The 21,703-nt window shown below is 65.7% G+C and carries 22 protein-coding genes; 10 read left to right on the top strand and 12 right to left on the bottom strand.

The window, feature by feature from the left end; translation table 11 throughout:
* Positions 1-54: 54 nt before the first annotated feature.
* Positions 55-1,500, top strand: a complete 1,446-nt coding sequence (locus CCK87_RS11730; RefSeq protein ID WP_086461608.1) for a glycosyltransferase — start codon at positions 55-57, stop codon at positions 1,498-1,500.
* Positions 1,497-1,859 carry a hypothetical protein gene (locus CCK87_RS11725; RefSeq protein WP_086461607.1) on the top strand — a complete coding sequence of 121 codons (363 nt, stop codon included), beginning with the start codon at positions 1,497-1,499 and terminating at the stop codon, positions 1,857-1,859. The genes CCK87_RS11730 and CCK87_RS11725 overlap by 4 nt, the downstream gene beginning before the upstream one ends.
* 3 nt (positions 1,860-1,862) lie before the next feature.
* Here CCK87_RS11725 and CCK87_RS11720 read toward each other — a convergent pair whose 3' ends face one another.
* The 3 genes from CCK87_RS11720 to CCK87_RS11710 all read right to left on the bottom strand — a co-directional run bounded on the left by CCK87_RS11720 (position 1,863) and on the right by CCK87_RS11710 (position 4,598).
* Positions 1,863-2,777, bottom strand: a complete 915-nt coding sequence (locus tag CCK87_RS11720) for a response regulator transcription factor (RefSeq protein WP_086461606.1) — start codon at positions 2,775-2,777, stop codon at positions 1,863-1,865.
* A 76-nt stretch (positions 2,778-2,853) separates the two neighbouring features.
* On the bottom strand, positions 2,854-3,924 hold the full coding sequence (locus tag CCK87_RS11715; RefSeq protein WP_170927261.1) for a glycoside hydrolase family 6 protein: 1,071 nt from the start codon (positions 3,922-3,924) through the stop codon (positions 2,854-2,856).
* Entirely contained in the window at positions 3,921-4,598 is a 678-nt protein-coding gene (locus CCK87_RS11710; protein WP_086461604.1) for a TrmH family RNA methyltransferase, read from the bottom strand. Before CCK87_RS11710 ends, CCK87_RS11715 begins: the two co-directional genes overlap by 4 nt.
* Before the next feature lie 75 nt (positions 4,599-4,673).
* Between CCK87_RS11710 and CCK87_RS11705 the strand changes: the two genes are divergently transcribed.
* From CCK87_RS11705 to CCK87_RS11690, 4 genes are all read left to right on the top strand, one after another.
* Complete coding sequence (locus CCK87_RS11705) at positions 4,674-5,927, top strand: Nramp family divalent metal transporter (RefSeq protein ID WP_086461603.1); 1,254 nt, start codon at positions 4,674-4,676, stop codon at positions 5,925-5,927.
* A gap of 32 nt (positions 5,928-5,959) precedes the next feature.
* Positions 5,960-6,682, top strand: coding sequence for a metal-dependent transcriptional regulator (locus CCK87_RS11700; protein ID WP_086461602.1), 723 nt, complete (start codon positions 5,960-5,962; stop codon positions 6,680-6,682).
* 57 nt (positions 6,683-6,739) lie between these two features.
* Positions 6,740-7,540 (top strand): HAD-IIA family hydrolase, encoded by an 801-nt coding sequence (locus CCK87_RS11695; protein ID WP_086461601.1) that lies wholly within the window; start codon positions 6,740-6,742, stop codon positions 7,538-7,540.
* Positions 7,541-7,884: 344 nt separating this feature from the next.
* Entirely contained in the window at positions 7,885-8,691 is an 807-nt protein-coding gene (locus tag CCK87_RS11690; RefSeq protein ID WP_140162832.1) for a hypothetical protein, read from the top strand.
* An 89-nt stretch (positions 8,692-8,780) separates the two neighbouring features.
* Here the strand turns inward: CCK87_RS11690 and CCK87_RS11685 are convergent, their stop codons facing one another.
* The 5 genes from CCK87_RS11685 to pyrE all read right to left on the bottom strand — a co-directional run bounded on the left by CCK87_RS11685 (position 8,781) and on the right by pyrE (position 14,029).
* Positions 8,781-9,584 carry a DUF1206 domain-containing protein gene (locus tag CCK87_RS11685; RefSeq protein WP_086461599.1) on the bottom strand — a complete coding sequence of 268 codons (804 nt, stop codon included), beginning with the start codon at positions 9,582-9,584 and terminating at the stop codon, positions 8,781-8,783.
* 65 nt (positions 9,585-9,649) lie between these two features.
* Positions 9,650-11,506 carry a DUF2207 domain-containing protein gene (locus tag CCK87_RS11680; protein WP_086461598.1) on the bottom strand — a complete coding sequence of 619 codons (1,857 nt, stop codon included), beginning with the start codon at positions 11,504-11,506 and terminating at the stop codon, positions 9,650-9,652.
* 95 nt (positions 11,507-11,601) lie between these two features.
* Positions 11,602-12,525 (bottom strand): LPXTG cell wall anchor domain-containing protein, encoded by a 924-nt coding sequence (locus CCK87_RS11675; RefSeq protein ID WP_170927260.1) that lies wholly within the window; start codon positions 12,523-12,525, stop codon positions 11,602-11,604.
* Between the two features lie 284 nt (positions 12,526-12,809).
* A complete protein-coding gene (locus CCK87_RS11670) occupies positions 12,810-13,460 on the bottom strand; it encodes a septum formation family protein (RefSeq protein ID WP_086461596.1) in 651 nt (216 codons plus the stop codon).
* A gap of 20 nt (positions 13,461-13,480) precedes the next feature.
* Positions 13,481-14,029 (bottom strand): orotate phosphoribosyltransferase, encoded by a 549-nt coding sequence (gene pyrE, locus CCK87_RS11665; RefSeq protein ID WP_044439696.1) that lies wholly within the window; start codon positions 14,027-14,029, stop codon positions 13,481-13,483.
* A gap of 35 nt (positions 14,030-14,064) precedes the next feature.
* On the opposite strand from pyrE, the gene CCK87_RS11660 reads away from it, so the two are divergent.
* Complete coding sequence (locus CCK87_RS11660) at positions 14,065-14,901, top strand: exodeoxyribonuclease III (RefSeq protein WP_086461595.1); 837 nt, start codon at positions 14,065-14,067, stop codon at positions 14,899-14,901.
* 6 nt (positions 14,902-14,907) lie between these two features.
* Here CCK87_RS11660 and CCK87_RS11655 read toward each other — a convergent pair whose 3' ends face one another.
* Both CCK87_RS11655 and CCK87_RS11650 read right to left on the bottom strand, forming a co-directional pair.
* The gene (locus CCK87_RS11655; protein ID WP_086461594.1) at positions 14,908-15,831 is read right to left on the bottom strand and encodes an AEC family transporter; all 924 of its coding nucleotides are present in this window, start codon (positions 15,829-15,831) and stop codon (positions 14,908-14,910) included.
* Between the two features lie 7 nt (positions 15,832-15,838).
* Positions 15,839-18,016 carry an acyltransferase family protein gene (locus CCK87_RS11650; protein WP_170927259.1) on the bottom strand — a complete coding sequence of 726 codons (2,178 nt, stop codon included), beginning with the start codon at positions 18,014-18,016 and terminating at the stop codon, positions 15,839-15,841.
* Positions 18,017-18,064: 48 nt separating this feature from the next.
* Here CCK87_RS11650 and CCK87_RS18285 point away from each other — a divergent pair, with 48 nt between their 5' ends.
* The 3 genes from CCK87_RS18285 to CCK87_RS11640 all read left to right on the top strand — a co-directional run bounded on the left by CCK87_RS18285 (position 18,065) and on the right by CCK87_RS11640 (position 19,799).
* Positions 18,065-18,700, top strand: coding sequence for a hypothetical protein (locus CCK87_RS18285; RefSeq protein WP_170927258.1), 636 nt, complete (start codon positions 18,065-18,067; stop codon positions 18,698-18,700).
* Positions 18,701-18,751: 51 nt separating this feature from the next.
* Positions 18,752-19,372 carry an antibiotic biosynthesis monooxygenase gene (locus CCK87_RS11645; protein ID WP_086461592.1) on the top strand — a complete coding sequence of 207 codons (621 nt, stop codon included), beginning with the start codon at positions 18,752-18,754 and terminating at the stop codon, positions 19,370-19,372.
* 76 nt (positions 19,373-19,448) lie between these two features.
* A complete protein-coding gene (locus tag CCK87_RS11640; RefSeq protein ID WP_140162831.1) occupies positions 19,449-19,799 on the top strand; it encodes a hypothetical protein in 351 nt (116 codons plus the stop codon).
* 24 nt (positions 19,800-19,823) lie between these two features.
* Here the strand turns inward: CCK87_RS11640 and CCK87_RS11635 are convergent, their stop codons facing one another.
* Together CCK87_RS11635 and CCK87_RS11630 are read right to left on the bottom strand one after the other, a co-directional pair.
* Positions 19,824-20,519 carry a methyltransferase domain-containing protein gene (locus CCK87_RS11635; RefSeq protein WP_086461590.1) on the bottom strand — a complete coding sequence of 232 codons (696 nt, stop codon included), beginning with the start codon at positions 20,517-20,519 and terminating at the stop codon, positions 19,824-19,826.
* Positions 20,520-20,590: 71 nt separating this feature from the next.
* The gene (locus CCK87_RS11630; protein ID WP_170927257.1) at positions 20,591-21,535 is read right to left on the bottom strand and encodes a DUF4190 domain-containing protein; all 945 of its coding nucleotides are present in this window, start codon (positions 21,533-21,535) and stop codon (positions 20,591-20,593) included.
* Between the last annotated feature and the right edge of the window lie 168 nt (positions 21,536-21,703).

Genomic DNA, 21,703 nt, shown 5'->3' with positions numbered 1-21,703 from the left:
GACCTTGTCTCTGAGTTGCCGAAAGCCTGATTTCGGTACGACAGAGTTGCACTCATGACCGACACGAACCGATACGTGAAGCCCCAGCCGGACGTCGACCCCGCACTCGCCGCCTATGCGACCGAGTTCATCGACATCGTCGATGCCCTGCCGAGTTACCGCCCGATGGTCGGCTGCATCGTTCCGGCCTATAACGAGGCCGACTCGATCGCCGAGGTTCTCGAATCGCTCCTCGCACAGACGCGACTCCCCGACGTGATCCACGTAGTCGTCAACAATTCGACCGACAAGACGGTCGAGATCGCCAGCGAATTCGCCGGTCCGCACAGTCGCACCGACAACGGCGTCACGCAGGAGACCGAGATCTTCATCCACGACATCGGCGAGAACCCCGACAAGAAGGTCGGAGCTCTCAACTACGGCTACTCACTCGTCGAAGGATGCGATTACCTCCTCGGTGTCGACGGCGACACCACCGCAGACCCCACCGCCGTGGAATCGCTCGAGGCCGAGATCGCGTCGGACACCCGCATCGGCGGCATTTCGGCGATCTACTCGATCGACGAGGCGCCCATCACGGGCACCATGGCGAAGTTCCTCATCTCGGGCCAGCGCGCACAGTTCGCGGCCTTCAACATGCAGAACATGCTCCGCGGCCGCAACATGGCCGTTCTCGGCGGCCAGTTCTCGATCTTCTCGATCAAGGCACTGCGCGAGGTCATGGTCGACAGCCACCAGGCGACGCCGTGGGTCAAGGACTCAGAGGTCGAGGACTCCCTGCTCTCGCTGCAGATCAAGAGCGCCGGCTACCTCACCAAGATCTCGGCCCGCGCCCGCGCCAACGTCGGCGGCATGACGTCTCTGCGCGGCCTCGACGCCCAGCAGGTCAAGTGGAACTTCGGCGCCATCGAGCTCATGTGGCCCGGGCAGCGCGGCGACACCAAGGGCCAGCCCCTGCACCCCAACCTGCGTCTGCGCTGGCTCGAGAACTTCTCGATGGTGACGAACATCGTCACCCGCGGGCTGTTCTTCCTGCTACTCATCGCCTCGCTGTCGATCGGCGCCTTCGTCTTCAGCCCGGTCTGGTTGATCCCCCCGGTCGTCGCGATGGCGCTCAACTGGCGCACCGCCTACTCCATGAAGAACCGCAGCTGGAGAGACACTTTCTTCGCCGTCGCGCTGTTCCCCGCCGAGCTCTACATGTGGGTTCGCATCGGCCACTTCGTTCGCGCATGGTCGAAGTTCGCCAGCAACAAGCAGGTCGACAACTGGGCCGAGCAGGCCAAGGCAGAGCGAGGCTCCGGTAACGCCTACCTCACCCCTCTGCTCGTCGCCGCCGGCATCGTCGTCGCGCTGGTCGTCATCTGGATGCAGCTGCCGATCGTCGCTCAGTCGACCATCCTGTGGATCGGATGGCCCGTACTCGGTGTCATCACGGTTCTTCAGACACTCACCATGTTCGCCAAGCTGGTCAAACGTCACCACGGCTACAAGGTATGAGTCGTCTACTCGACGAGGACGCCCTCCGCGACCTTCTCACTTCGTTGGGAAGGGACGAGGGGGCGCGTACCCGTTTCGCCCGCGATTTCGTCAGCCTCTGGGATACCCGTGTTCAGAGGCTGACGAACGCCCTCGACAGCCGCGATGCGGAGGAGACGCACGTCGTGCTCCTCAGCATCCGGTCGTCGAGCAAGATGATCGGCGCACAGGTCATCGAGGCAACCGCATCTCTGATGCACAGCTCGCTCGCTCGCGAGGATCTCGACGGGTGCGCCCGTCACCTCGACCGGCTCGATCAGGTGGGGCGTGAGACCTGCGACGAACTCGCCGCGCGGTTCGGCCTCAACTCCACCGTCTGAGGCCTATTCGTCGGCAGCGGCCAGTCTGTAGCCCACGCCGCGCACGGTCTCGAGCCACCGCGGAGCAGTGAGGCTGTCGCCGAGTTTCTTGCGCAGGTTGCCCATGTGCACCTCGACGGCTCGTTTGTCGGCCTCAGTCACGTAATAGGCGGTGACATAGCTCTCGCCGCGCAAGAGCAGGGCCAGGTCGGCCTTGGTACGAACCCGACGCCTCGATTCGACGACCGCCACCAGCAGATCGAACTCGGTGCGGGTGAGTTCGAGATCCTTGCCATCGAGCGAGGCGAGGCGCATCTCGCGATTGAGGCGCAGGCCGTTGTGCTCGATCCATCCCTCACCCCCGTCCTCCGACGTCTCGCGCGCGACGGGCGGGGCCGCATCCGGCACAGCGTCGAGAACGCCCGGCGCGGCGTGGGCGCCGGTTCGCGTGCTCTGTTCGGCGATCGCGACCGCAGGCGCTGGAGCCGGCGCGGGGGTCGCTTCGACGACCGCGACGGCGACAGGAGCGGGTGCCGCCACCGGCTCAGCCGGGGCAGCGACCACAGGGGCGTCCGCCGCGGCCATGCGCGGACGGCGCAGCATCGCATCGATGCGCGCTCGCAGCTCACGAGGGCGGAAAGGCTTGGTCAGATAGTCGTCCGCCCCGGCCTCGAGTCCCTGCAGGGTGTCGATCTCCTCGTCGCGTGCCGTGAGCATCACGATGTAGGTCTGGCTGAACGTGCGCAGACGCTTGGCCACTTCGAAGCCGTCCATGCCGGGCATGCTGACGTCGAGGGTGGTGACGATAGGTTCGTATGCCCGCACCGCCTGGATGCCGTCGTGGCCGTTACTCGTGGCGATCACGTCGAATCCGGCCTGCGTGAGCACGCTCTCAAGGAGGTGCCGGATGTCGGCGTCATCTTCGATAATGACGGCCATCCGCCTCTCTTGCGCGTCAAAGCCCACAGCGATCCCCAATCCTTCGACGTACGGTGCACACTATCAAAGCGCGCGGTTACCAGCCGGCATTGGCGGCGAGCTCGCTCGCGCTCTGCGGCCACCAGGTTCCAGCGGCCGGTCCGCCGTTGCACGCGCCGTCGCTCTCGCCCGGCGGTTTGATCCACAGTTGGGCGTCGAGGTGGCCAGCGTTCGTGACGACCTTCGACGTGACGCCGAGCGCTCGACCGGTGGGGTTGCACCACTCGCCATTCGATCCGTTGCCGTTGCGACCCGTGTCGATCACGTAGTGGGAGTCGCCCGTGAGAGCCGAGAGCTTCTCGCCGTAGGCACGCTCTTTCACCGTGGCGTTGTAGTTCGACACGTTCGTGGCGAAGCCGCGAGTCTCCGAGATGCCCGCACGGTTCAGCAGGTCGGCCATCTGTGTGGCGGGGAGCCACGTCGAGTGCCCGCCGTCGAGGTAGACCGTCGCCTTGGTCGAGGCGAAGGTCTCGACCGCGCCCTTGACCTCGGCCACGCGCTGGTCGACGTTGCCGCACTGGGTGGCGAGCGCGAGAGCATCGGGCTCGAGGATGACGACGGCCGACCGGTCGGCGACGGCGCCCGCGATCTCGGTCGTCCAGAGCGGATACTCGGCCGCGGTGAGACCGCCGGCCGACTGGTTTCCACAATCTCGGTTCGGGATTCCATAGACGACGAAGATCGGCGTGGACCCCTGAGTTTCGGCCGAGTCGAGGATCTCGGTGACCGTAGCGGCTACCGTGCTGGTCGGGTTCCGCTCCGGCACGAGCCAGATCGCGGTCGGCGCGGCAGCGAGCTTGTCGAGCACCTTGGTGTCGGCCGATGGCGTGGCGGGCTGATCCGATCCAGCGGCGTCTGCAGCGGCTGAATCGGCGGCAGCCTTCGCGGCCAGGGACTCGGGATCGACGTAGAAGGAGTCGCCCTGCAGTGGATTGTCGATGATGGCTTCTCCGCCCGAATCGCTGCCGGGCGCCGACTCAGATGACGCGTCGGACGACGCGATGGGCACAGTGACGAGCCCGGTGAAGACGACGCCGAGAGCGACGATGGGCGCAGCGAGCGCCACGATGGCGATCGCTACCCCGATTCGCGAGCCTCTTGACGTCACTTCGTCAGTGTATCCGGGGCAGCGCCGGTGAATGCGACGTGCTGCAGAATCCACGCGTGCATCGCGACGGCTGCGGCAGCAGAAGCATTGATCGAGCGGGTCGAGCCGAACTGGCTGATCTCGACGATCGCGTCTGCAGCCTCGAGCGCTGGCGCAGACAGACCGGGACCCTCCTGCCCGAAGAGCAGCACGCACGAGGCCGGCAGAGAGAAGGTCTCGATGATCACGCTGCCCGGCACGTTGTCGATCGCGATCACGGGCAGGCCCGCATCCGCCGCCCATGCCACGAAGGTCTCGACGTCTGGATGGTGGAGGACGTGCTGGTAGCGATCGGTCACCATGGCACCTCGTTTGTTCCACCGTCTGCGCCCGATGATGTGCACGGTGTCGGCGCCGAACGCGTTGGCGCTGCGAACGATCGATCCGATATTGAGATCGTGCTGCCAGTTCTCGATGGCCACGTGGAACGGGTGACGAGTGAGGTCGAGGTCGGCGACGATCGCGTCCATACGCCAATAGCGATAGCGGTCGATGACGTTGCGCGAGTCGCCCGCCGCCAGAAGCTCGGGATCGAAGACGCCGTCGTCGGGCCACTCGCCCTGCCACGGACCCACCCCGTTGGTCGTGAGTTCGACAGACGGATTCTGCGCGGACGGAATCGGCTCATCGGACATCCCCTCAGGCTACCGGCCTCGCCTCCGCCGAATTGGCACTTTTAGGTGCGCCTAAAAATTCGCTACAGTGTCCACATGCTCCACGCTCCCCCGCCCGCGACGAAGCCGGCAACCCCCCGTGGCTCCCATCTCGTCTGGCTGCTCGGACCGGCCCTTGTCGCCGGCGTCGCCTATCTCGACCCGGGAAATGTCGCCAGCAACATGACGGCCGGAGCGACGTTCGGATTTCTCCTCGTCTGGATCGTCGTCCTGGGCAACGTCATGGCGTGGCTCATCCAGTACCTGTCGGCGAAGCTCGGCATCGTGACGGGCAAAAGCCTGCCCGAGCTGCTCGGAGAGCGCATCGGCTCGCTCTGGGGTCGCCGACTGTTCTGGGTGCAGGCCGAACTGGTGGCCATGGCGACGGATCTCGCCGAGATCATCGGTGGGGCGATCGCCCTCTCACTGCTCTTCGACCTTCCATTGCTGCTCGGCGGAGTGATCACCGGCACCGTCTCGATGCTTGTGCTCGTTCTTCAAGGGTCGGGGCGGCAGAAGACCTTCGAGCGCGTCATCATCTCGATGCTCGTGATCATCGCCGTGGGGTTCGCGGCGGGCGTCGTCATCAACCCGCCAGACGCGGCCTCTGTCGTCGGCGGTCTCGTGCCCCGCTTCGAGGGCCCGTCGTCGGTACTGCTCGCGGCATCCATTCTCGGCGCCACGATCATGCCCCACGCCATCTACGCCCATTCGGCCCTCACGCGCGACCGCTTCGTGGTGCGCGCCGCCGACCACACCACGAAACGACTCATCACCGCCACGCGGTGGGACGTCACGATCGCCCTCGCCATAGCGGGAACCGTGAATCTCGCCATCCTGCTGCTCGCGGCCACCTCTCTTCAGGGAGTCGCCGGAACCGACACTCTCGAGGGTGCGCACGCCGCCATCGGCCAGGCCATGGGTGGCGTCGTCGCAACCCTGTTCGCGGTCGGGCTGCTCGCATCCGGACTCGCCTCGACCTCGGTCGGAGCCTATGCGGGGGCCGAGATCATGCATGGCCTGCTTCGGGTGCGCATCCCGATCGTGTGGCGTCGACTCGTCACCCTCATCCCGGCGCTCGTCATTCTGGGAGCGGGAGTCGACCCGACATGGGCGCTCGTCGTCAGCCAGGTTGTGCTCTCGTTCGGAATTCCGTTCGCACTCATTCCGCTCGTCTGGCTGACCTCGCGCCGGGAGTTGCTGGGCGAGTTCACCAACCGTTGGCACACCACCGTGGCGGGAATCATCGCTTCCGTGCTTCTCGTGACCCTCAACGTGACACTGCTGGTGCTCATCTTCACGGGCGCGTGAGCCGGGTCGCCTCGCCTTAAGCTGGTGTCACCATGAGCATCCCCGAGCCCGTCGCGCGTCGAACTCAGCCGAACGCCGACTCGGCAGCTGAGGACTATCTCAAGACGATCTACCACCACACCGAGTGGCAGTCCGCTCCCGTGACACCGTCGGTGCTTGCGGCGACCATGGGTGTCGCGCCCTCGTCGGTCACCGAGATGGCGAAGAAGCTCAGCGCCGCGGGGCTCGTGAACTACGAGCCGTACAAGCCGCTCACCCTTACTGCGGAGGGCACCGCGCGAGCTCGGGGGGTCATCCGGCGCCATCGCCTCATCGAGACCTGGCTGGTCGACGAGATGGGCTACGACTGGCACGAGGTGCACGACGAGGCCGAGGTCCTCGAGCACTCCATCAGCGACAGGCTCCTCGACGCCATCGATTCGCGGCTGGGTCATCCCACCCGCGACCCTCACGGAGATCCCATTCCGTCGGCGGACGGCAGCGTCGAGAGCTCCCCCGCCCTCCTGCTGTCGCAGGCGGCCATCGGAACCTCCGGCATGGTCGTGCGCATCAGCGACAGAGATCCGTCGCTGCTCCTCTCTCTCGCAGCCGCCGGAATCCGTCCGTCGACGACGCTGTCGGTGGTGTCACGGGATGCATCGACGGGCTTCATCGTGCGGGTCGCCGGGGCGACTGAATCGGATGCCGACGGCGGCCCGCTCGTGCCGGTGTCGGCATCCGGCGGGTCGTCGATCTGGATCTCGGCACCGGCCTGAGTTCTGCGGAGCCGCCGCCGCTAGGCTGGGCGGTGCAGGCTATGAAAGGACTCTCCCATGGCTCGACGCGATGAGATCGAATGCTGGCTGACCGACATGGACGGCGTCCTCGTCCATGAGAACCGGGCGCTTCCCGGCGCTGCGGAGCTGCTGCAGCAGTGGCGCGACGAGGGCAAGCCCTATCTGGTACTCACCAACAACTCCATCTACACGCCGCGCGACCTGAGCGCCCGACTGCGAGCATCCGGTCTCGAGGTGCCCGAAGAGGCCATCTGGACCTCGGCGCTGGCCACCGCGAGCTTCCTCAAGTCGCAGATGCCCGGTGGAAGCGCCTTCGTCATCGGCGAGGCCGGCATCACGACCGCCCTGCACGAGGCGGGCTTCATCATGACCGACACGAACCCCGACTACGTGGTCGTCGGCGAGACCCGCAACTACTCGTTCGAGGCGATCACCCGCGCGATCAGGCTGATCTCGGCGGGCGCGCGGTTCATCGTCACGAACCCGGATGCGACGGGGCCGAGTGCCGAGGGCCCGATGCCGGCCACCGGGGCGGTCGCCGCCCTCATCACGAAGGCCACGGGAATGGAGCCCTATGTGGTGGGCAAGCCCAACCCGATGATGTTCCGTTCTGCGCTCAACCGCATCGGCGCCCACTCCGAGAACACGGGCATGATCGGCGACCGCATGGACACGGATGTGGTCGCCGGCATCGAGGCGGGCCTGCACACGATCCTCGTGCTCACCGGCATCAGCGATCAGGCCGAGATCGAGAAGTACCCGTTCCGCCCCGACGAGATCCTCTCGGGCGTGCAAGATCTGCTGCGCGAGGAACCTTTCGAGTCAGACCAGCTCTGACCGGCGGCGCCCCCGCAGCGCTGACCAGTAGTACCCGCCGCGGACTGTTGTCCCCGGTGCGCCGGTACCTTCAGTCCGCAGCGGTACCTGCTGCTGACGTGAGTCCACTCCTGCCCGTACGCAGCGTTGCCCGAGTAGTCCCCAGATTCCATGAGACGACGTTCTCGGCCCTGTCAGTGCGGCAGTCTCAGCGCATGAACGAACACCTCCGGGATGCGCGCACCGGCCTTGTCCTCACCTCCAGCCCGTCGATCACCGCCAGCGAAGCTCGTCAAGTGCGACGCGACCATCGATCTGGCACGTCGACACAGTTGCACAGAGGTGTTTACGCAGAGACAGAGCGGGTGAATTCGCTGACCCCACGAGCCAGGCACCTCGCCCAGATTCACGCCATTGTCGAGACGCGGCGCATCCGGCCAATCATCGGCCATCTGTCGGCCGCCGTCTTCTGGGGCATGCCGATACGCCCTTCGATGCCGTCGACAGTTCATATGGTCGTGCCGCCGAGCTCGGGTGCCCACTCGAAGAACGGTGTGACCGTGCACAAGGAGCATCTTTCCGACGGAGACGTTCTCGAGGTCGGCGGGCTGTTGGTCACGAGCCCCATGCGCACCCTCATCGACCTCGCGCGGGTCAGTCCCTTCGTCACCGCGGTCACGGCGCTCGACTTCGCCCTGCACAAGAAGAGATCCACACTGTTCGTGCCTCTGGTGAAGTCGGCGGTCGTCGAGAGTGTCGATGCTCTGGGGGCCGTGCGTGGCTACAGTCGCGCTCGTCGAGCTGTGCAGTTCAGCCGGTCGGGCGCAGACAACGCGGGCGAAACGCATAGCCGGATCGTCATCGCAGAACTCGGTTTTCCCTCGCCCGAGCTTCAGGTTCGCCATGTGAACCCGCGGGGCGGTTACTACTACGTCGACTTCGAATGGCCCGAGTTCAGGCGCATCGGAGAGTTCGATGGAAGGGGCAAGTATCTGAAGTCCGAGTACCTCGATCGCATGTCCCCCGGCGATGCTGTCGTTGAAGAGAAGATCCGCGAGGACCATCTCCGAGCGCAAAGCAACGGGGTCAGTCGCTGGAGCCCGGGTGAGGTCAACAATCGACGTGAACTCCGGCGTATCCTGCTCGAGGCGGGACTCCCGTGCTCGCGCTGACCAGTAGTACCCGCCGCAGACTGTTGTCCCCGGTGCGCCGGTACCTTCAGTCCGCAGCGGTACCTACAGCGGGAGCGCCGAGGGACGCGCTAGAGCTTCGCCCAGCGCGCTCTGGCCGCACAAAACAGTCCGTATGCGATGAGACCGACGCCCACGAGCACCAGGATCACCTTTCCGAAGGGCAGGTCGATGAGCGACTTGAGCGCTCCGTCGAGGCCCGACGCTTTCTCCGGGTCAGCGGTCACGGCCGCCACCACGAACAGCACTCCGACGACGAACAGCGCGATGCCCTTGGCCACGTAGCCCGCGATGCCGAGGCCTCGCACGACCTTGCCGGTCGTACCGGCAGGGATCACCAGGTGCTTCTCGAACTTCTTGAGCACCCCCTGCACCACGAAGGCGACGCCGATGCCGGCCACCACGAGCCCGACGATCACGAGCAGGATGACGCCTCCCGGGCTCGCGAGCAGCTTGGCGCTGACGCTCTGGCTGGAGTCGGACGAGCTTGATGACCCGCCGAGCGCGAACGTGAGGGCAGTGGCACCGATGGCTCCGTAGGCGATTCCCTTGCCGAGTTCGGAGACGCGTCTGCCCCACTTCTTCTTTGGATCGGGCTCATCGAGGAGGAAGATCTGCGCGACCTGCCACAGCGTCAGAGCGAACAGACCGATCGCCACGATCCAGATGACCACGATTCCACCAGGCTTCGACGACAGCTCCCGGAGGGCGCCCGACTGATCGGCAGAGTCTCCCGAGCCGCCCACGAGGCCGATGGCGATGGCGCCGATGAGAATGTGCAGGAGCCCGAGCACGGCGTAACCCGTGCGTGCGAGGATCTCGAGCGCCCGAGAGTTCTCGGCAGTTCGGGCGGCGGTCTTCGCAGAATTCGTCATTGCTCGAGGCTAACGAGGACCGACGACGCCTGGCTAGGGGTGGACAGGGCGAGGCACGGCCCGAGCTATACGCCGCCTACTCCGCCGCCTCCACCACCTCCGCCAGAGAAACCGCCGCCACCGGATCCGCCGCTCGACGATGAGGACGTGCTGGCGGAACTGCCCGAATAGCCCGCGGCCGATGACGCCGCGAACGATCCCACGCTGGCTGCGAAGTAGGCGGCGTTGAAACTCGTCGATCCCCCGTACCAGTGCGGCTGAGTCTGCGTCCTTTCGTAGTACGTTCCGAGCACCTTCGCCCATTCGTCTTCGACGCCCCACAGCACGGCGAACGGCAGCAGCTTCTCGTAGATCTTGACGATCTGGCCGCCGTCCGAGGCAGCCCCCTGCGTCTTGAGTGCGCCTTCAGGGCTCTGCAGCATGCGAAAGCGTTCCTCCTCGGCCACGGTCAGATAGAGCTGGATGCCTTTCAGATAGTCCCGCAGTTCGGCTCCCGACGACGTCAGAGGCGTGCGGAAAAGGGTGAGCCACGAGATAGCGACGCAGAGCGCTCCGACGGCCATCGGAATGAACGGCAGTGATCCGCCCCGCGACTCCGAGTTCAGCATGGCGCCGAAGACCATCGTCGCCACTCCGGCGGCGAACACCATCAGAGCGAGCAGCAGGCTCCGGCCAGAGGTGCCTTTCTTGAAAAAGCCGTCTCGCACGGCCGTCGACCGCGCCTTCTTGATGAACTTCTGAACGTCCGTCGCGAGTGCCGTGTCGTTCTTTGTCAGTTCACGCCGGTTGTCGGGCGTTCCGTCGAAGATCATCCGGTAGAACTCCAGCTCTTGTGTAGACAGTCCGTCGCTGTGCACGCCGTGCAGCCAGTACTCGGGCTTCTTCGACCACATCGAGTCGCTCGGCTTCTCGACGATCTGCAGGTTTCCGCGCACCGCCAGAGCGACGAATCCGGATGCCGCGGCGCGGTTCGTGCGCTTCAGAATCACAGACGAGGTGAAGATGTCGGCAGACGCGGGCGGCGTGTACTCGGCGATGATGGTCGGCCGACCGCGGGCATCCCGAAGCCCCGTCGTGCGCCAGATGATCGCGAGAACAGCACCGGTGACGGCCAGCAGCGCGGCTGCCAGCTGCGCCCATCCCTGCCACGCGCCGAGATACGAATCGTCGCGGGGCACGAACGTCGCGGGGTCGAAGCCGACGGCCACGGTCACGTTCTCGTGTGCGCCGAGAGGCACGCCTCCCGCGGTGAAGATCGTCTCGCCGTCGCCTTGCTCACTGGCGAGGGGGCACCCCGTTGTCGATCCGTACAGCCCCGCGTAGCAACTCGCCTTGCCCGTCAGCGACTGCGCGAGGCGGTCGGGCACGTGCAGTCGCACGGTCGCGGAACCGAAACTCTGCAGCGAGTCGAACCCCACCGAATCCCAGTAGAACTCGTCGACATCGGTTGCCTCGTCGTGCCGCGTGACATTGTGCTGCGTGTAGGTGAAGGTGTAGCTCTGCGCTCCGTGGACGAACTCGTCGGCGCGCACCGTGACGACGAGAAAGTCGCCGTCGCCATTCTCCTCTGCCGTGAACGAGCGCGGATCTCCGTTCTCATCGACGACGCTCTCGATGTCGACGTCGGTCGGGTGGCCGTCGTAGTCGAGTGGGATCGCGCGGCGAATTCCCCGATTCTGATCGGTCTCGGGAAACTCGGCGACGAAGGTCTCGACGGTCTTCAGCGTCGATCGCCCTTCGCTATCGGAGTCGAGATAGAAGTCGACGTCGTACGACGAGAACGAGAAGTCGTCGACTCCCGTCGACACACCGGATGCGACGGGTGCGGCTGCGACTGCTGCGGCGGCACCCGAGGCGGCGCCGCCCACACCGGCCGATCCCAGTCCGATGACGACGAGTGCGGTCAGAAGGATCGGGCGCATGCTGCTCACTCTACGGAAAATGCCATGAAACGACGAAGGGCCGAGACAGATGTCTCGGCCCTTCGGGTGCCGATCAGATCGGCTGGTGAAGCAGGTTACGCAGCGGCGTTCTGGCGACGACGGGCGACCACGAGGGCAGCACCGACGAGCAGCAGCAGAGCGGAGCCACCGACGAGGATGCCCGCGTCAGAGGAACCGGTGTTGGCCAGCTGCGGAGCGGCGGGAACCGCGGCGGGGGCGGCAGGAGCAACGGGAGCGTCGCAGTTGCCGACGGTGACGAATGCGAACGATCCGACGGTGCCGTTGGTCACGGTGATCGAGTAGACGCCATCGGCAATCGGGCCGGTCTCGACGCCGTTGACGGTGGTGAAGACGCGGATGGCGTCGCGGGCGGTGCCGGTGCCGTCAACAGCAACGGTGGAGTTTCCGACGACGGTGCCGCCAGCGTCCTTGACCGAGTAGGTCACGTTGTCTTCGTACTGAGCGAAGCCCGTGGACGCGAACTCGATGCCGTCGGTCTGAGCCTGCGCACCGGTGAGGCACGTGGGAACGATCGTCGTGGTCGGGTTGGGGTCGACAGCGAACGCGGTGACCTCGATCGGAAGGAAGATCGGGGCGGCCTGGGTCGTGTTGTCGACGATCGCAGCGAACGGGGTCTCACCGAGCAGCGGGAAGGCCGAGAAGTCAGACGTGGTTGCATCGCCGAGCGAGAAGGTGATGGTGTAGGTGCCATCGGCCTGCACGGTGGTCTCGGTGACGGCAGATGCGGAGAGGTAGCTCTTCGTGACGGTGCCGATGTTGCCGCTGTCGACGATGTCGACCGTCAGCTCGTCACCAGCAGTGCCCTGGCCGGAAACCGTGACGGAGCCATCGGCGCCCCACGTGTTCTCGACGACGGAGTTGGGGTTGACGACATCGTTTGCCGCGAACGCCGGGCCGGCGACGAGGAGTGAGCCACCGGCAACGAGAGCCGTTGCGACGACGCCCGCGCCGAGGCGGGAAAGGATTGAGCGGGACATGGTTCTCCTGAAATAAGCGAGCAGGGGGATCATCGTCGGCGTCTCTTCCGACGAAAGTGGTGATGCTGCGAAAATGCTGCGTCTCATTGAGGCTATAGGCACTTTCCCAGATAAGCCAAGCCCTTATCGATTAAAACCAGTCACCCTCGAAAAGGTTACAGCTCGTACCAATTCGGTCGTGCGTTCAAAACACCTGATCAGCCAGCTATTTACAAGAGGCGGGGTGAAGATTTCCATTTGAGAGCCGCTCGACGTTCTCTGCGACCTCTTCGGAGAAAGCAGCGTTAACCGGCCGGTGGAGCCTGCACAGAACCTGTGAGCTTCTCGCCCGACGAGCGACTGATGAAGCATGAGTATTCGCGCTGACCGGCTGCCCACTGCGCCTCTGACACCGGATAGCTTGCCTGCCACTGCACATCGGGGTAGGCCGATGCGACGGTGAAATCGAGCACGGTGGGTGCGGTGCAGGCGAGATTCAGTTGGGCCGTGATCGCGGCCTCGCCGGGGTAGCCCGCAGCGGGATCGGCGTTGAGCGAGACCCGCGAAATGAGCTGGGTCGCGTGCGGGGCCGCGCAGTCGACGACGGTGAACGTCTCGTCCCACGGCGTGCCGAACGGGTCGAGGCACTCGCCCCCGCGCAGCTCGTTCCACGGATGAACTCCTGCGGCGGCGGGGCCTGTCGGAGCAGCGGCGGGCTCGGGAGTAGGGGTGGCAGTCGCCGTGGCGACGGTGTCTGGGGTCGCTGACGTCGAGGCGGTCGGGGCGGAGGTCTGTGCCGCCGGTCGTGCTCCGTCGAACCAGGGCAGGTTGCGGCCGATCACGAAGAAGAGAACGAGCACGAACACGGCGGCGAGCACGACGACGACGACGACCAGCCATCTCGGCGTCGCGGGCCGAACGCCCGAGCCGCGCGCGGCATCCACCGGCTCTGTCATCGTCTGCCCACGATCACGGTCTACTCGAGACCGAGGTCTGCCAGGCCGATCGCGTAGTAATAGGGGTAGCCGGCCTTCTCGATGCGCTCGCGCGCGTCGGTGTTGCGGTCGACGACCACGGCGACGCCCACGACGATGGCGCCGACCTTCTCAAGGGCTTCGATCGCTTTGAGCGGCGAGCCGCCCGTTGTCGACGTGTCTTCGAGAACGATCACGCGCTTGCCCTCGAGCTCCGGGCCCTCGACCTGCTTGCCTCGACCGTGGTCCTTCGGTTCTTTGCGCACGACGAAAGCGTCGTATGCGAGCCCCTGGGCCGCGCCCTGGTGCAGAATCGCGGATGCGACGGGGTCGGCTCCCATGGTGAGGCCGCCTACTGCGAACACGTCGGGAATGTCCTTGATGACATCGATCATGACCTGGCCGATGAGAGGCGCGACACGGTGATCGAGGCTCACCTTGCGCAGGTCGACGTAGTAGCTCGCCTTCTTTCCGCTCGTGAGCGTGAAGTCGCCGTGGAACACGGCTTCGGCGGAGATGTAATCGATGAGTTGCTGGCGCGCGTTCGTCACGGGTTCAGTTTAGAGGAGCCAATAAACTGGGGCGCATGCGCATTGCGACCTGGAACGTGAACTCCATCAGAGCCCGGGTCGACCGGGTCGCCGACTGGCTCGTGCGGGAGGACGTCGACGTTCTCGCCATTCAGGAGATCAAGTGCAAAGAGAACCAGTTTCCGTTCGAGCAGTTCACCGCGGCCGGCTACGAGGTCGAGTTGCACGGGCTCAGCCAGTGGAACGGCGTCGCCTTCGCGTCGAGGCTGCCGATGTCCGAGGTCACAAAGGACTTCGAGAACATGCCCGGCTTCGGAGTCGCTGCCGCCGACGGCACACTCCCCCTCGAGGCACGCGCCCTGGGAGTGACGGTGAACGACGTTCGCCTGTGGAGTCTCTACGTGCCCAACGGCCGCGAACTCGGGCATGCGCACTACGACTACAAACTGCGGTGGCTTGCGGCGCTCTCCGCCGACACTAGAGCCTGGATCGCAGCGAACCCTCAGCAGCCGCTCGCACTCATGGGCGACTGGAACGTGGCCCCCCTCGACACCGACGTCTGGGACATTCAGGCGTTCGAGGGCTCGACCCACGTGTCGGCCCCCGAGCGGGCCGCCTTCAACGACTTCATGGATGCCGGGCTCAGCGACGTGGTGCGTCCGCGCCTCCCCACCGGCTACACGTACTGGGACTACAAGCAGCTGCGCTTTCCCCGCAACGAGGGCATGCGCATCGACTTCATCCTGGGTTCGCAGCCGTTCTCCGACAAGGTGACCAACGCCGGCATCGACCGAAACGAGCGCAAGGGCGATGCCCCGAGCGACCACGTTCCGGTCTGGGTCGATCTCGACGTCGAGACAGAGGAAGACGACGACCGACCGATGTTCTGGTGAGCGCGTCTACGGCGCCAGGAGCGCGGCCGCGACAACCAGAACGGGCACCGAAGCGATCGTGGTGATCAGCACGGTGTCGCGCGCGATCACGACACCCCGCTCGTAGCGCGACGCGAAGTTGAACACGTTCTGCGCCGTCGGCAGGGCGGCGAGCACCACCACGCCGAACAGGTGCGTCGCGTCGAGGTCGAACACGAAGCGACCGAGCAGGTACGCGACGATCGGCATGACCACGCTCTTGAGCAGAGCGGCGGTCAGGATGTCGCGACGCCCGGTTCCCGGAGCCAACGGCCGCTGCCCCGCCAGCGACATGCCGAACGTCATCAGCACCAGCGGAATCGTTGCTCCGCCGATCAGATCGAACGGCGCCATCACGGCATCGGGCAGGGTGACCCCGAAGACGCTCAGCAGCAGGCCGATCAGCGACGCGATGATCATGGGGTTGCGCACGGGCTGGGTGAGAAAAGAGCCGATGGATGCCTTGCCTCGCGTCACCGTGTCGAGAACGGTGAGCGTGACGGGCGCCATCACGATCAGCTGCAGCATCAGCAACGGAGCGATGAATTGGGGATCTCCCAGTACATAGATGGCTACGGGCAGGCCGATGTTGTTGGCGTTCGAGTAAGACGACGCCACCGCCCCGATGGTGGTCTCGGCCGCGGCCCGCCGAAAGAAGAGGCGGGACGCGACGACGTAGAGAGTGATCGACGTGGCCACGGTGATGACCGTCACCACGAGGAACGACGAGAAGATGACGCTCACGTCAGCCCGAGCGAGCACCGTGAAGAGCAGCGCGGGGCTGGTCACGAAGAAGGCGATGCGGTTCAGCGGCTTCTGCGCGTCGACCTGCAAGATGTTCGTGCGACCCACCACGTATCCGACCGCGATGACGAAGCCGATGATCCCGAACCCGGTGAGAACCCCGGTCATCTCTGCCTCAGCGGGTGGTCGATCGAGCGAGAGCGGCGTCGATGGCGCTCTCGATGAAGGGGGCGAGGGTGAAGGCGAAGGTACGCGTCAGGTGATCCTGGTCGCGGTACACGTTCGCTCCGCCGATGACAGGGAAGCAGTCCTCGTCGTCGCAGTACATGTCGGAGAAGTCGAGCAGCGTCACATCGGAGCCGCCGTCCTTCAGCTGCCGGGCCGCCGATGCGAGGGGATCGACCTCACCGAGCCCGTCTTTTCGCGGCTCCGTACAACTGGCCGCATCGGAGATGCGCAGACACTTGTTCGGATCCGTCTCCCACGACGGGTTGTCCACGAGGGTGACGACCGGAGCACCCTGAGCGAGCTGCGGGGTCCAGGCCTCCACGAATCCCGCGGTCTCGGCGGCGGCGGCCGAGCCATCGGCATCCAGCGTGTGATCGGCGAGAGCGGCCGTGAAGATCACATCGTATGGCTGCACCGACGCGAGTTCGCTGTTGAGGTTGGCCCGCCAATCGGCGCACGACGCGGAGAAGGCGTCGCCGCCCGCGATCGGGGTCGTGCTCCATGGGCACGCGCCCTTGAGATAGGTGGTGAGGTGCCACCCCTTGGTCTCGGCGAGCTGGATCAGCGGGTCGAGCAGCGAGTACGCGTGACTGTCGCCGATGATCGCGACCCGGGGCGCGGCATCCGACGTCGTGTCGCCGAACTCGCAGCTGGTGAGCGTGGAGTCGTTGAGGGTGACCAGGCAGTCGGGGTGCTGCGGGCGGTCGGCGTTGCCGAAGCCGGGGCTCGGGATGATCTGGCCGGCCAAGTCGGGGTTCGAGCAGGCATCGATGGGTGCGAGCCCGTCGGTGCCGCCGGATGCCGCGCCGAAGCAGTCGGGCAGCGTCTCGAGCGTGCTGCGCAGCTCGGCGGCCGCCGCGTCGTACTTGGGCTGTTGCACGACACTGGTGACGCCGACGACGAGACTGACCACGGCCATGCCGGCCAGCATGACCGCGAAGGTAGCCCGGGGCTTGCGCGTGACGAGTGGCCGCCACGCTCGGGTCGGGTCTTCGATGAACTTCTTGGTGAGCCACGCGATCACGAAGCAGAGGACGAACAGCACCAGACGGTTGATCGTCGAGAGCCCCCAGCCCGGAACGAACGGCGCGATGATGATGAGCGGCCAGTGCCACAGGTAGAGCGAGTAGGAGATGTCTCCGATGAAGCTCACGGGCCGGAAGCTCAGCACACTGCCCGCGTCGAACCATCGCGCACGGTGCGACGCGAGGATGATCGCCATCGTTCCGAGCACGGGCAGCACGGCCGCGTAGCCGGGGAACGGTGTGGCCTTGTCGTAGAAGTAGCCGCAGCCGAGCACGACCGCGATGCCGCCGTAGCCCAGCAGATTCGACAGCCAGGCCTTCGTGGGACGCAAGCGCGGCAGCAGCGCGAGAATCGCGCCCGCGCCGAACTCCCACATACGGGTGAAAGTCACGAAGTAGGCCTGCGCAGCGTTCGTCTGCGTATAGATGATCGAGAACGCCAGAGACAGGATGCTGACGGTCACGACGAGCGCGAGCAGAGCGTTCCAGCGCTTGCCGCTCCAGTACTTCACGCCCAACCACGAGGCCCCGAGCAGCAGCAGCGGCCAGATCAGGTAGAACTGCTCCTCGAGCGAGAGCGACCAGTAGTGCTGAACGAGCGTCGCCTCGTTGGCGGCGGCGAGGTAGTCGACGGAGTTGGCCGCAAGCGCCCAATTCTCGACGTAGAACGTCGACGCGAGAATCTCGCGCAGGTTCTCGCCGAGGCTCGACAGCGGCAGGATGAACAGTGTCGCGAGCGCCGAGAAGATGAGAACGGTCACCGCGGCGGGCAGGAGCCGTCGCACGCGCTTCGCGTAGAAGCCAGGCAGGCCGATGCGGCCCGATCTCTCGAGCTCGCGGGCCAGCTGGCCCGTGATGAGAAAGCCCGAGATCACGAAGAAGACGTCGACGCCGATGTAGCCACCCTGCAACCGCCCGGGCCAGAAGTGGTAGACGACCACGAGCAGCACCGCGATCGCTCGAAGCCCCTGCAGGTGAGGCAGAAAGTGGGTGGGTGCGGGAGCGGCCCCGGCGACGGCGCGTGCGTCGCCCGATGCGGGGTCGCTCGCCGCCTGGCTTCGCCGGAGGGACCGTCGGGAGGGCGGCGGGGTCATATCCATATCGCGTCCCATGGTAGCCGTCGGGCCTGGGCCGTTAAGGTTGCTTACATGCCTACGACCGTGACCTGGGACTACATCGATGAGTCCAGCTTCAAAGCCGACGACCCCGAGAAGGCGCTCGCCGTCGCCGAGGAGTTCCTCGCCGCAGCCCGCGACCCCGAGACCTTCTACGACGACGACGTGACACCCGCCGCTCTCTTCATCGCGGCATCCGAGAGTTTCTACGACGCCCTTCTGCCGTTGCGCGCCTATGAGGCAGCGCGCGAGGCTCAGGATGCCCCGGGCGACGCGGCCCCCGACAAGCGCGTCTACCTGATCGAGGGTCTGCTGCGCACCGGGCAGGAGGCCGAGGCCAACGAGCTCGCCAAAGCGCTGCGCGCCGAGAAGCCCGAAGACCCGATGGTCTACTCGTTCTTGGGCGACAGCTACGACGCGGCCGGCGACGCGCACAACGCCGAGCGCTGGTTCGACATGGGCATCGAGATGGTCACGAAGGTCATCAACGACGCCGAAGACCTCGACCGCGACGAGCTGGCGGATGCCATGGAGACGCGTGAGCTGCTCATTCTCGGCCGTCATGCCGTGCGTCACGCGGCGGGCCATCAGCCCGACGATCTCGACGAAGAGGCCCTTGAGATTCTCGAGGAGTACGACGAGACCGACGAAGACGACGACGAGAAGTAGCGCCCGGCGCGCTTAATGCGCGCGTAACATCGGCGGCGGATACTGGAAGATATGTCTCCAGAAGAGTCGGAGAACGCGCTCGGGCAGCCACAAGCATCGTCCGCCGTTCCCATCACCGTGTCCATCACCCGCGCCGTCGATCCAGACAGGATCCCCGATGTCACCCGCTGGGTGCAGGCGGGGGTGAACCTCGCCAACCGGTATCCGGGCTTTCTCGGCTCGGGCTGGGTGAGGCAGGGCGCCGACTCGGTGCACTGGCACATGCTCTACAGGTTCGCCGACGCCTCGCTGCTCGAGCAGTGGGAGTCGTCGGAGGATCGCAGACACTGGCTCGAGGGCGGTCGAGAGCTGGTACGCGAGTCGCGGGTCGAGAAGCGCACGGGCATCGAGGGCTGGTTCGACGAACCTCAGGCGCCCAATGCGTCGGATGTCGAGGGCTCGGCCGGCGCGCCCGTGGCGCCCCCGAGATGGAAACAGGCGACGAGCATCTGGCTCGGTTTCTTTCCGGTGAATCTGGCGTTCACGCTGCTCGTGACGACACTTCTTCCCGGCTGGAACGACCTCGCCACGGCGCTCAAGGTGCTCGTGACGACGGTGGTTCTGACCCCGATCATGGCCTACTGGGTGTTGCCGGGAGTCACACGGCTACTCCGACGGGTGCGCTTTCTGTAGCTCGCTCTGACCGCTCAGGGCGATAGTTGCTACAAATCAATTTGTTTTGCGCGGCGCGCGGGTGAAAGATATCAACGTGACCCACGATCTGATGTCCCCCGAGAAGAACGTCCAGCGCATCATGTGGACGGGAACCATCTGGTTCGTCGCTGCCGTCGGAGCATCCTCGGTCACCCTTGGCCTGCTGCTTTCGAGCGGGTGGCGACCGGTGCTTTTGACCAAGGGCCTGGCTCTTCTGTGGTGGATCGGCGCGGGACTCGTCGCCGTGAGCATCGGTCTCATCGGGTGGTCGGGCTGCCCGATCCTGGAGGTGGACGTTCCCACGGCGGACCGCAACAAGACCCGCACCATGCAGCTCGGAACGATGCTGTTCATCGTGGGAGGCGCGGCCGCGATGCTTGCGGTGCTGCTCGGGCCCGCCGGCTAGCTATCGGCTGATCCCCACGTCGGATCAGGCGACCGCCAGTCGGCAGAAGCGGCGACCGCTCGCCGTGAACACCCTCTCGACCGTGTAGCCGCATGCGCGGGCGAGTTCGGTCAGGCGGGTAACTCCCACTTCTGCCCAGGGAAACACGTCGCTCTGCGCCCCGTCGGCGTCGACGAGAGTTGCGCTGTACGAGTGATCGCGGTCGTCGTCGCGGTGCGCCTCGACCACCAGCACGCCCGACGAGGCGAGGATCTCACGGCAGCGCGCGAGGAGCGCCACGACGTCTCCCCCGATGCCGACGTTTCCGTCGACGAGAAGTGCTGTGCCCCACAGCCCTTCTGCCGGAACACGGTCGAAGACCGTCCCGAGAGCCACTGCAGCCCCGCCGCGGCGAGCCAGCTCCACGACCTCCGGCGAGACATCCAGGCCGAGGGCGACCAGCCCGAGCCGACCCGCGGCCCGCACCATGCGCCCGGGCCCGCATCCGATGTCGAGGAGCGGCCCCCGGGCGTGCCTCAGAAGCGAACGGTCGACCTCATCGGCGTCGTCAGCCCACTTGCCGAAGTCGAGATCGAGTGTCGGCCCGGCAGCAGCGGAGACCTGGCCGACCTCGCGCAGAGCGAGTCCGCCGCACGCCTCGTGACGGATGGCGCGGGCGTAGGGCTCGTCTGCTCCCCGACCGAACGTCGCATCGGCGGGGTTCTGCTGCAGGAGGCTCATGATCGGTATTCGTCGCCGACGAGAGCAGCGGATTGTGCGGTCTGAGCACGACGACCGCAGCCCCGAGCGGATCAGTAGACCGTGATTGCAGCCTTCGTCGTGACGGTGTCATAGACGGAATCCAGATCTCCGCCGGCCTTACAGGTGACGTCGACGTAGAGTCCGCTGTCGAGCTCGCCGAATGCTCGTCCTGCGAGCTTCCAGTTCGAGCCGTCGTCGTCTGTGCCCTGCATCAGCAGGGTGTCCACGGTGCCCAGGTCTTCGAAGTTGTACGAGATGGTGCTGTCGCTCGCCTTGCCGGCGATGGTCGAGGCATCCGTCTTCAGCACAACGGCCAGGAAGTCCTGTGTCGTGGCACGGTCGTCGCCCGTCGTGACTGCGACCTCACCGCCCATGCTTCCCTGGTGGAACGAGACGGTGCAGAGCCCGGACGGGTCGAGGTACGACCAGTTGCCCTGGCCATCGTCGGGGCTCACGACGGTCCAGTCCGAGTCGATGATGAACGGGTCGGAGAACTGAGCGACGGTGCCCGCCGTGAGATCGTTGCCGCCCTCGAACGTCAGGTCGTCTCCCGTCAGGCTGGGCGCGTCGGTGTCGTAGGGATCTGAGGTGTAGCTGTAGTCGTCGGGGTCGTAGTTACTGGCGAGGGTCGCGAACAGTCCGACGCCGAGAACGGCCATCACGACGAGCGCGATAGCCCCGATGATGCCGCTGACGATGCCGACGTAGCCGATGATCAGACCCGCCAGCGCAAGGCCGCGCCCCTTCTCGCCCGTGCGCTTGATCTGGCCCAGCGCCATGTGGCCGGTGATGACGGCGACCAGCGAGACGAAGAAGGCCGAGACGAACGAGACGATCGCCAGCACGTTGTAGCGGGGCTCCTGAACGGGCGAGTAGCCGCCACCCTGGTATCCGCCATACGGAGTCGGGCTCGAATACCCGCCGTTGGAAGGAACAGACGCTCCATCACCAGAAGACGGAGGTACGGGGGGCTGGTTGGGCGGCATCTGGCTCATGCCGTTCATCATAAAGGGCGCACGCATCCGACCGACAGAACCGAGAGACCTGCGCGTGATGCAGGATTCGTGCTCGCTGGGCGGGTGCTGCTGCAGCAAATCGATGCGAGGGACATGAAACCGCTGCCCGATCGACCGTAGCCTCGAAGCACGGCGCACAGAGCGCTC

The sequence above is a fragment of the Agreia sp. VKM Ac-1783 genome (genome assembly GCF_900177765.1).
Classification (GTDB): Bacteria; Actinomycetota; Actinomycetes; order Actinomycetales; family Microbacteriaceae; genus Agreia.
This window is presented reverse-complemented; position numbering and strand designations above follow the sequence as displayed.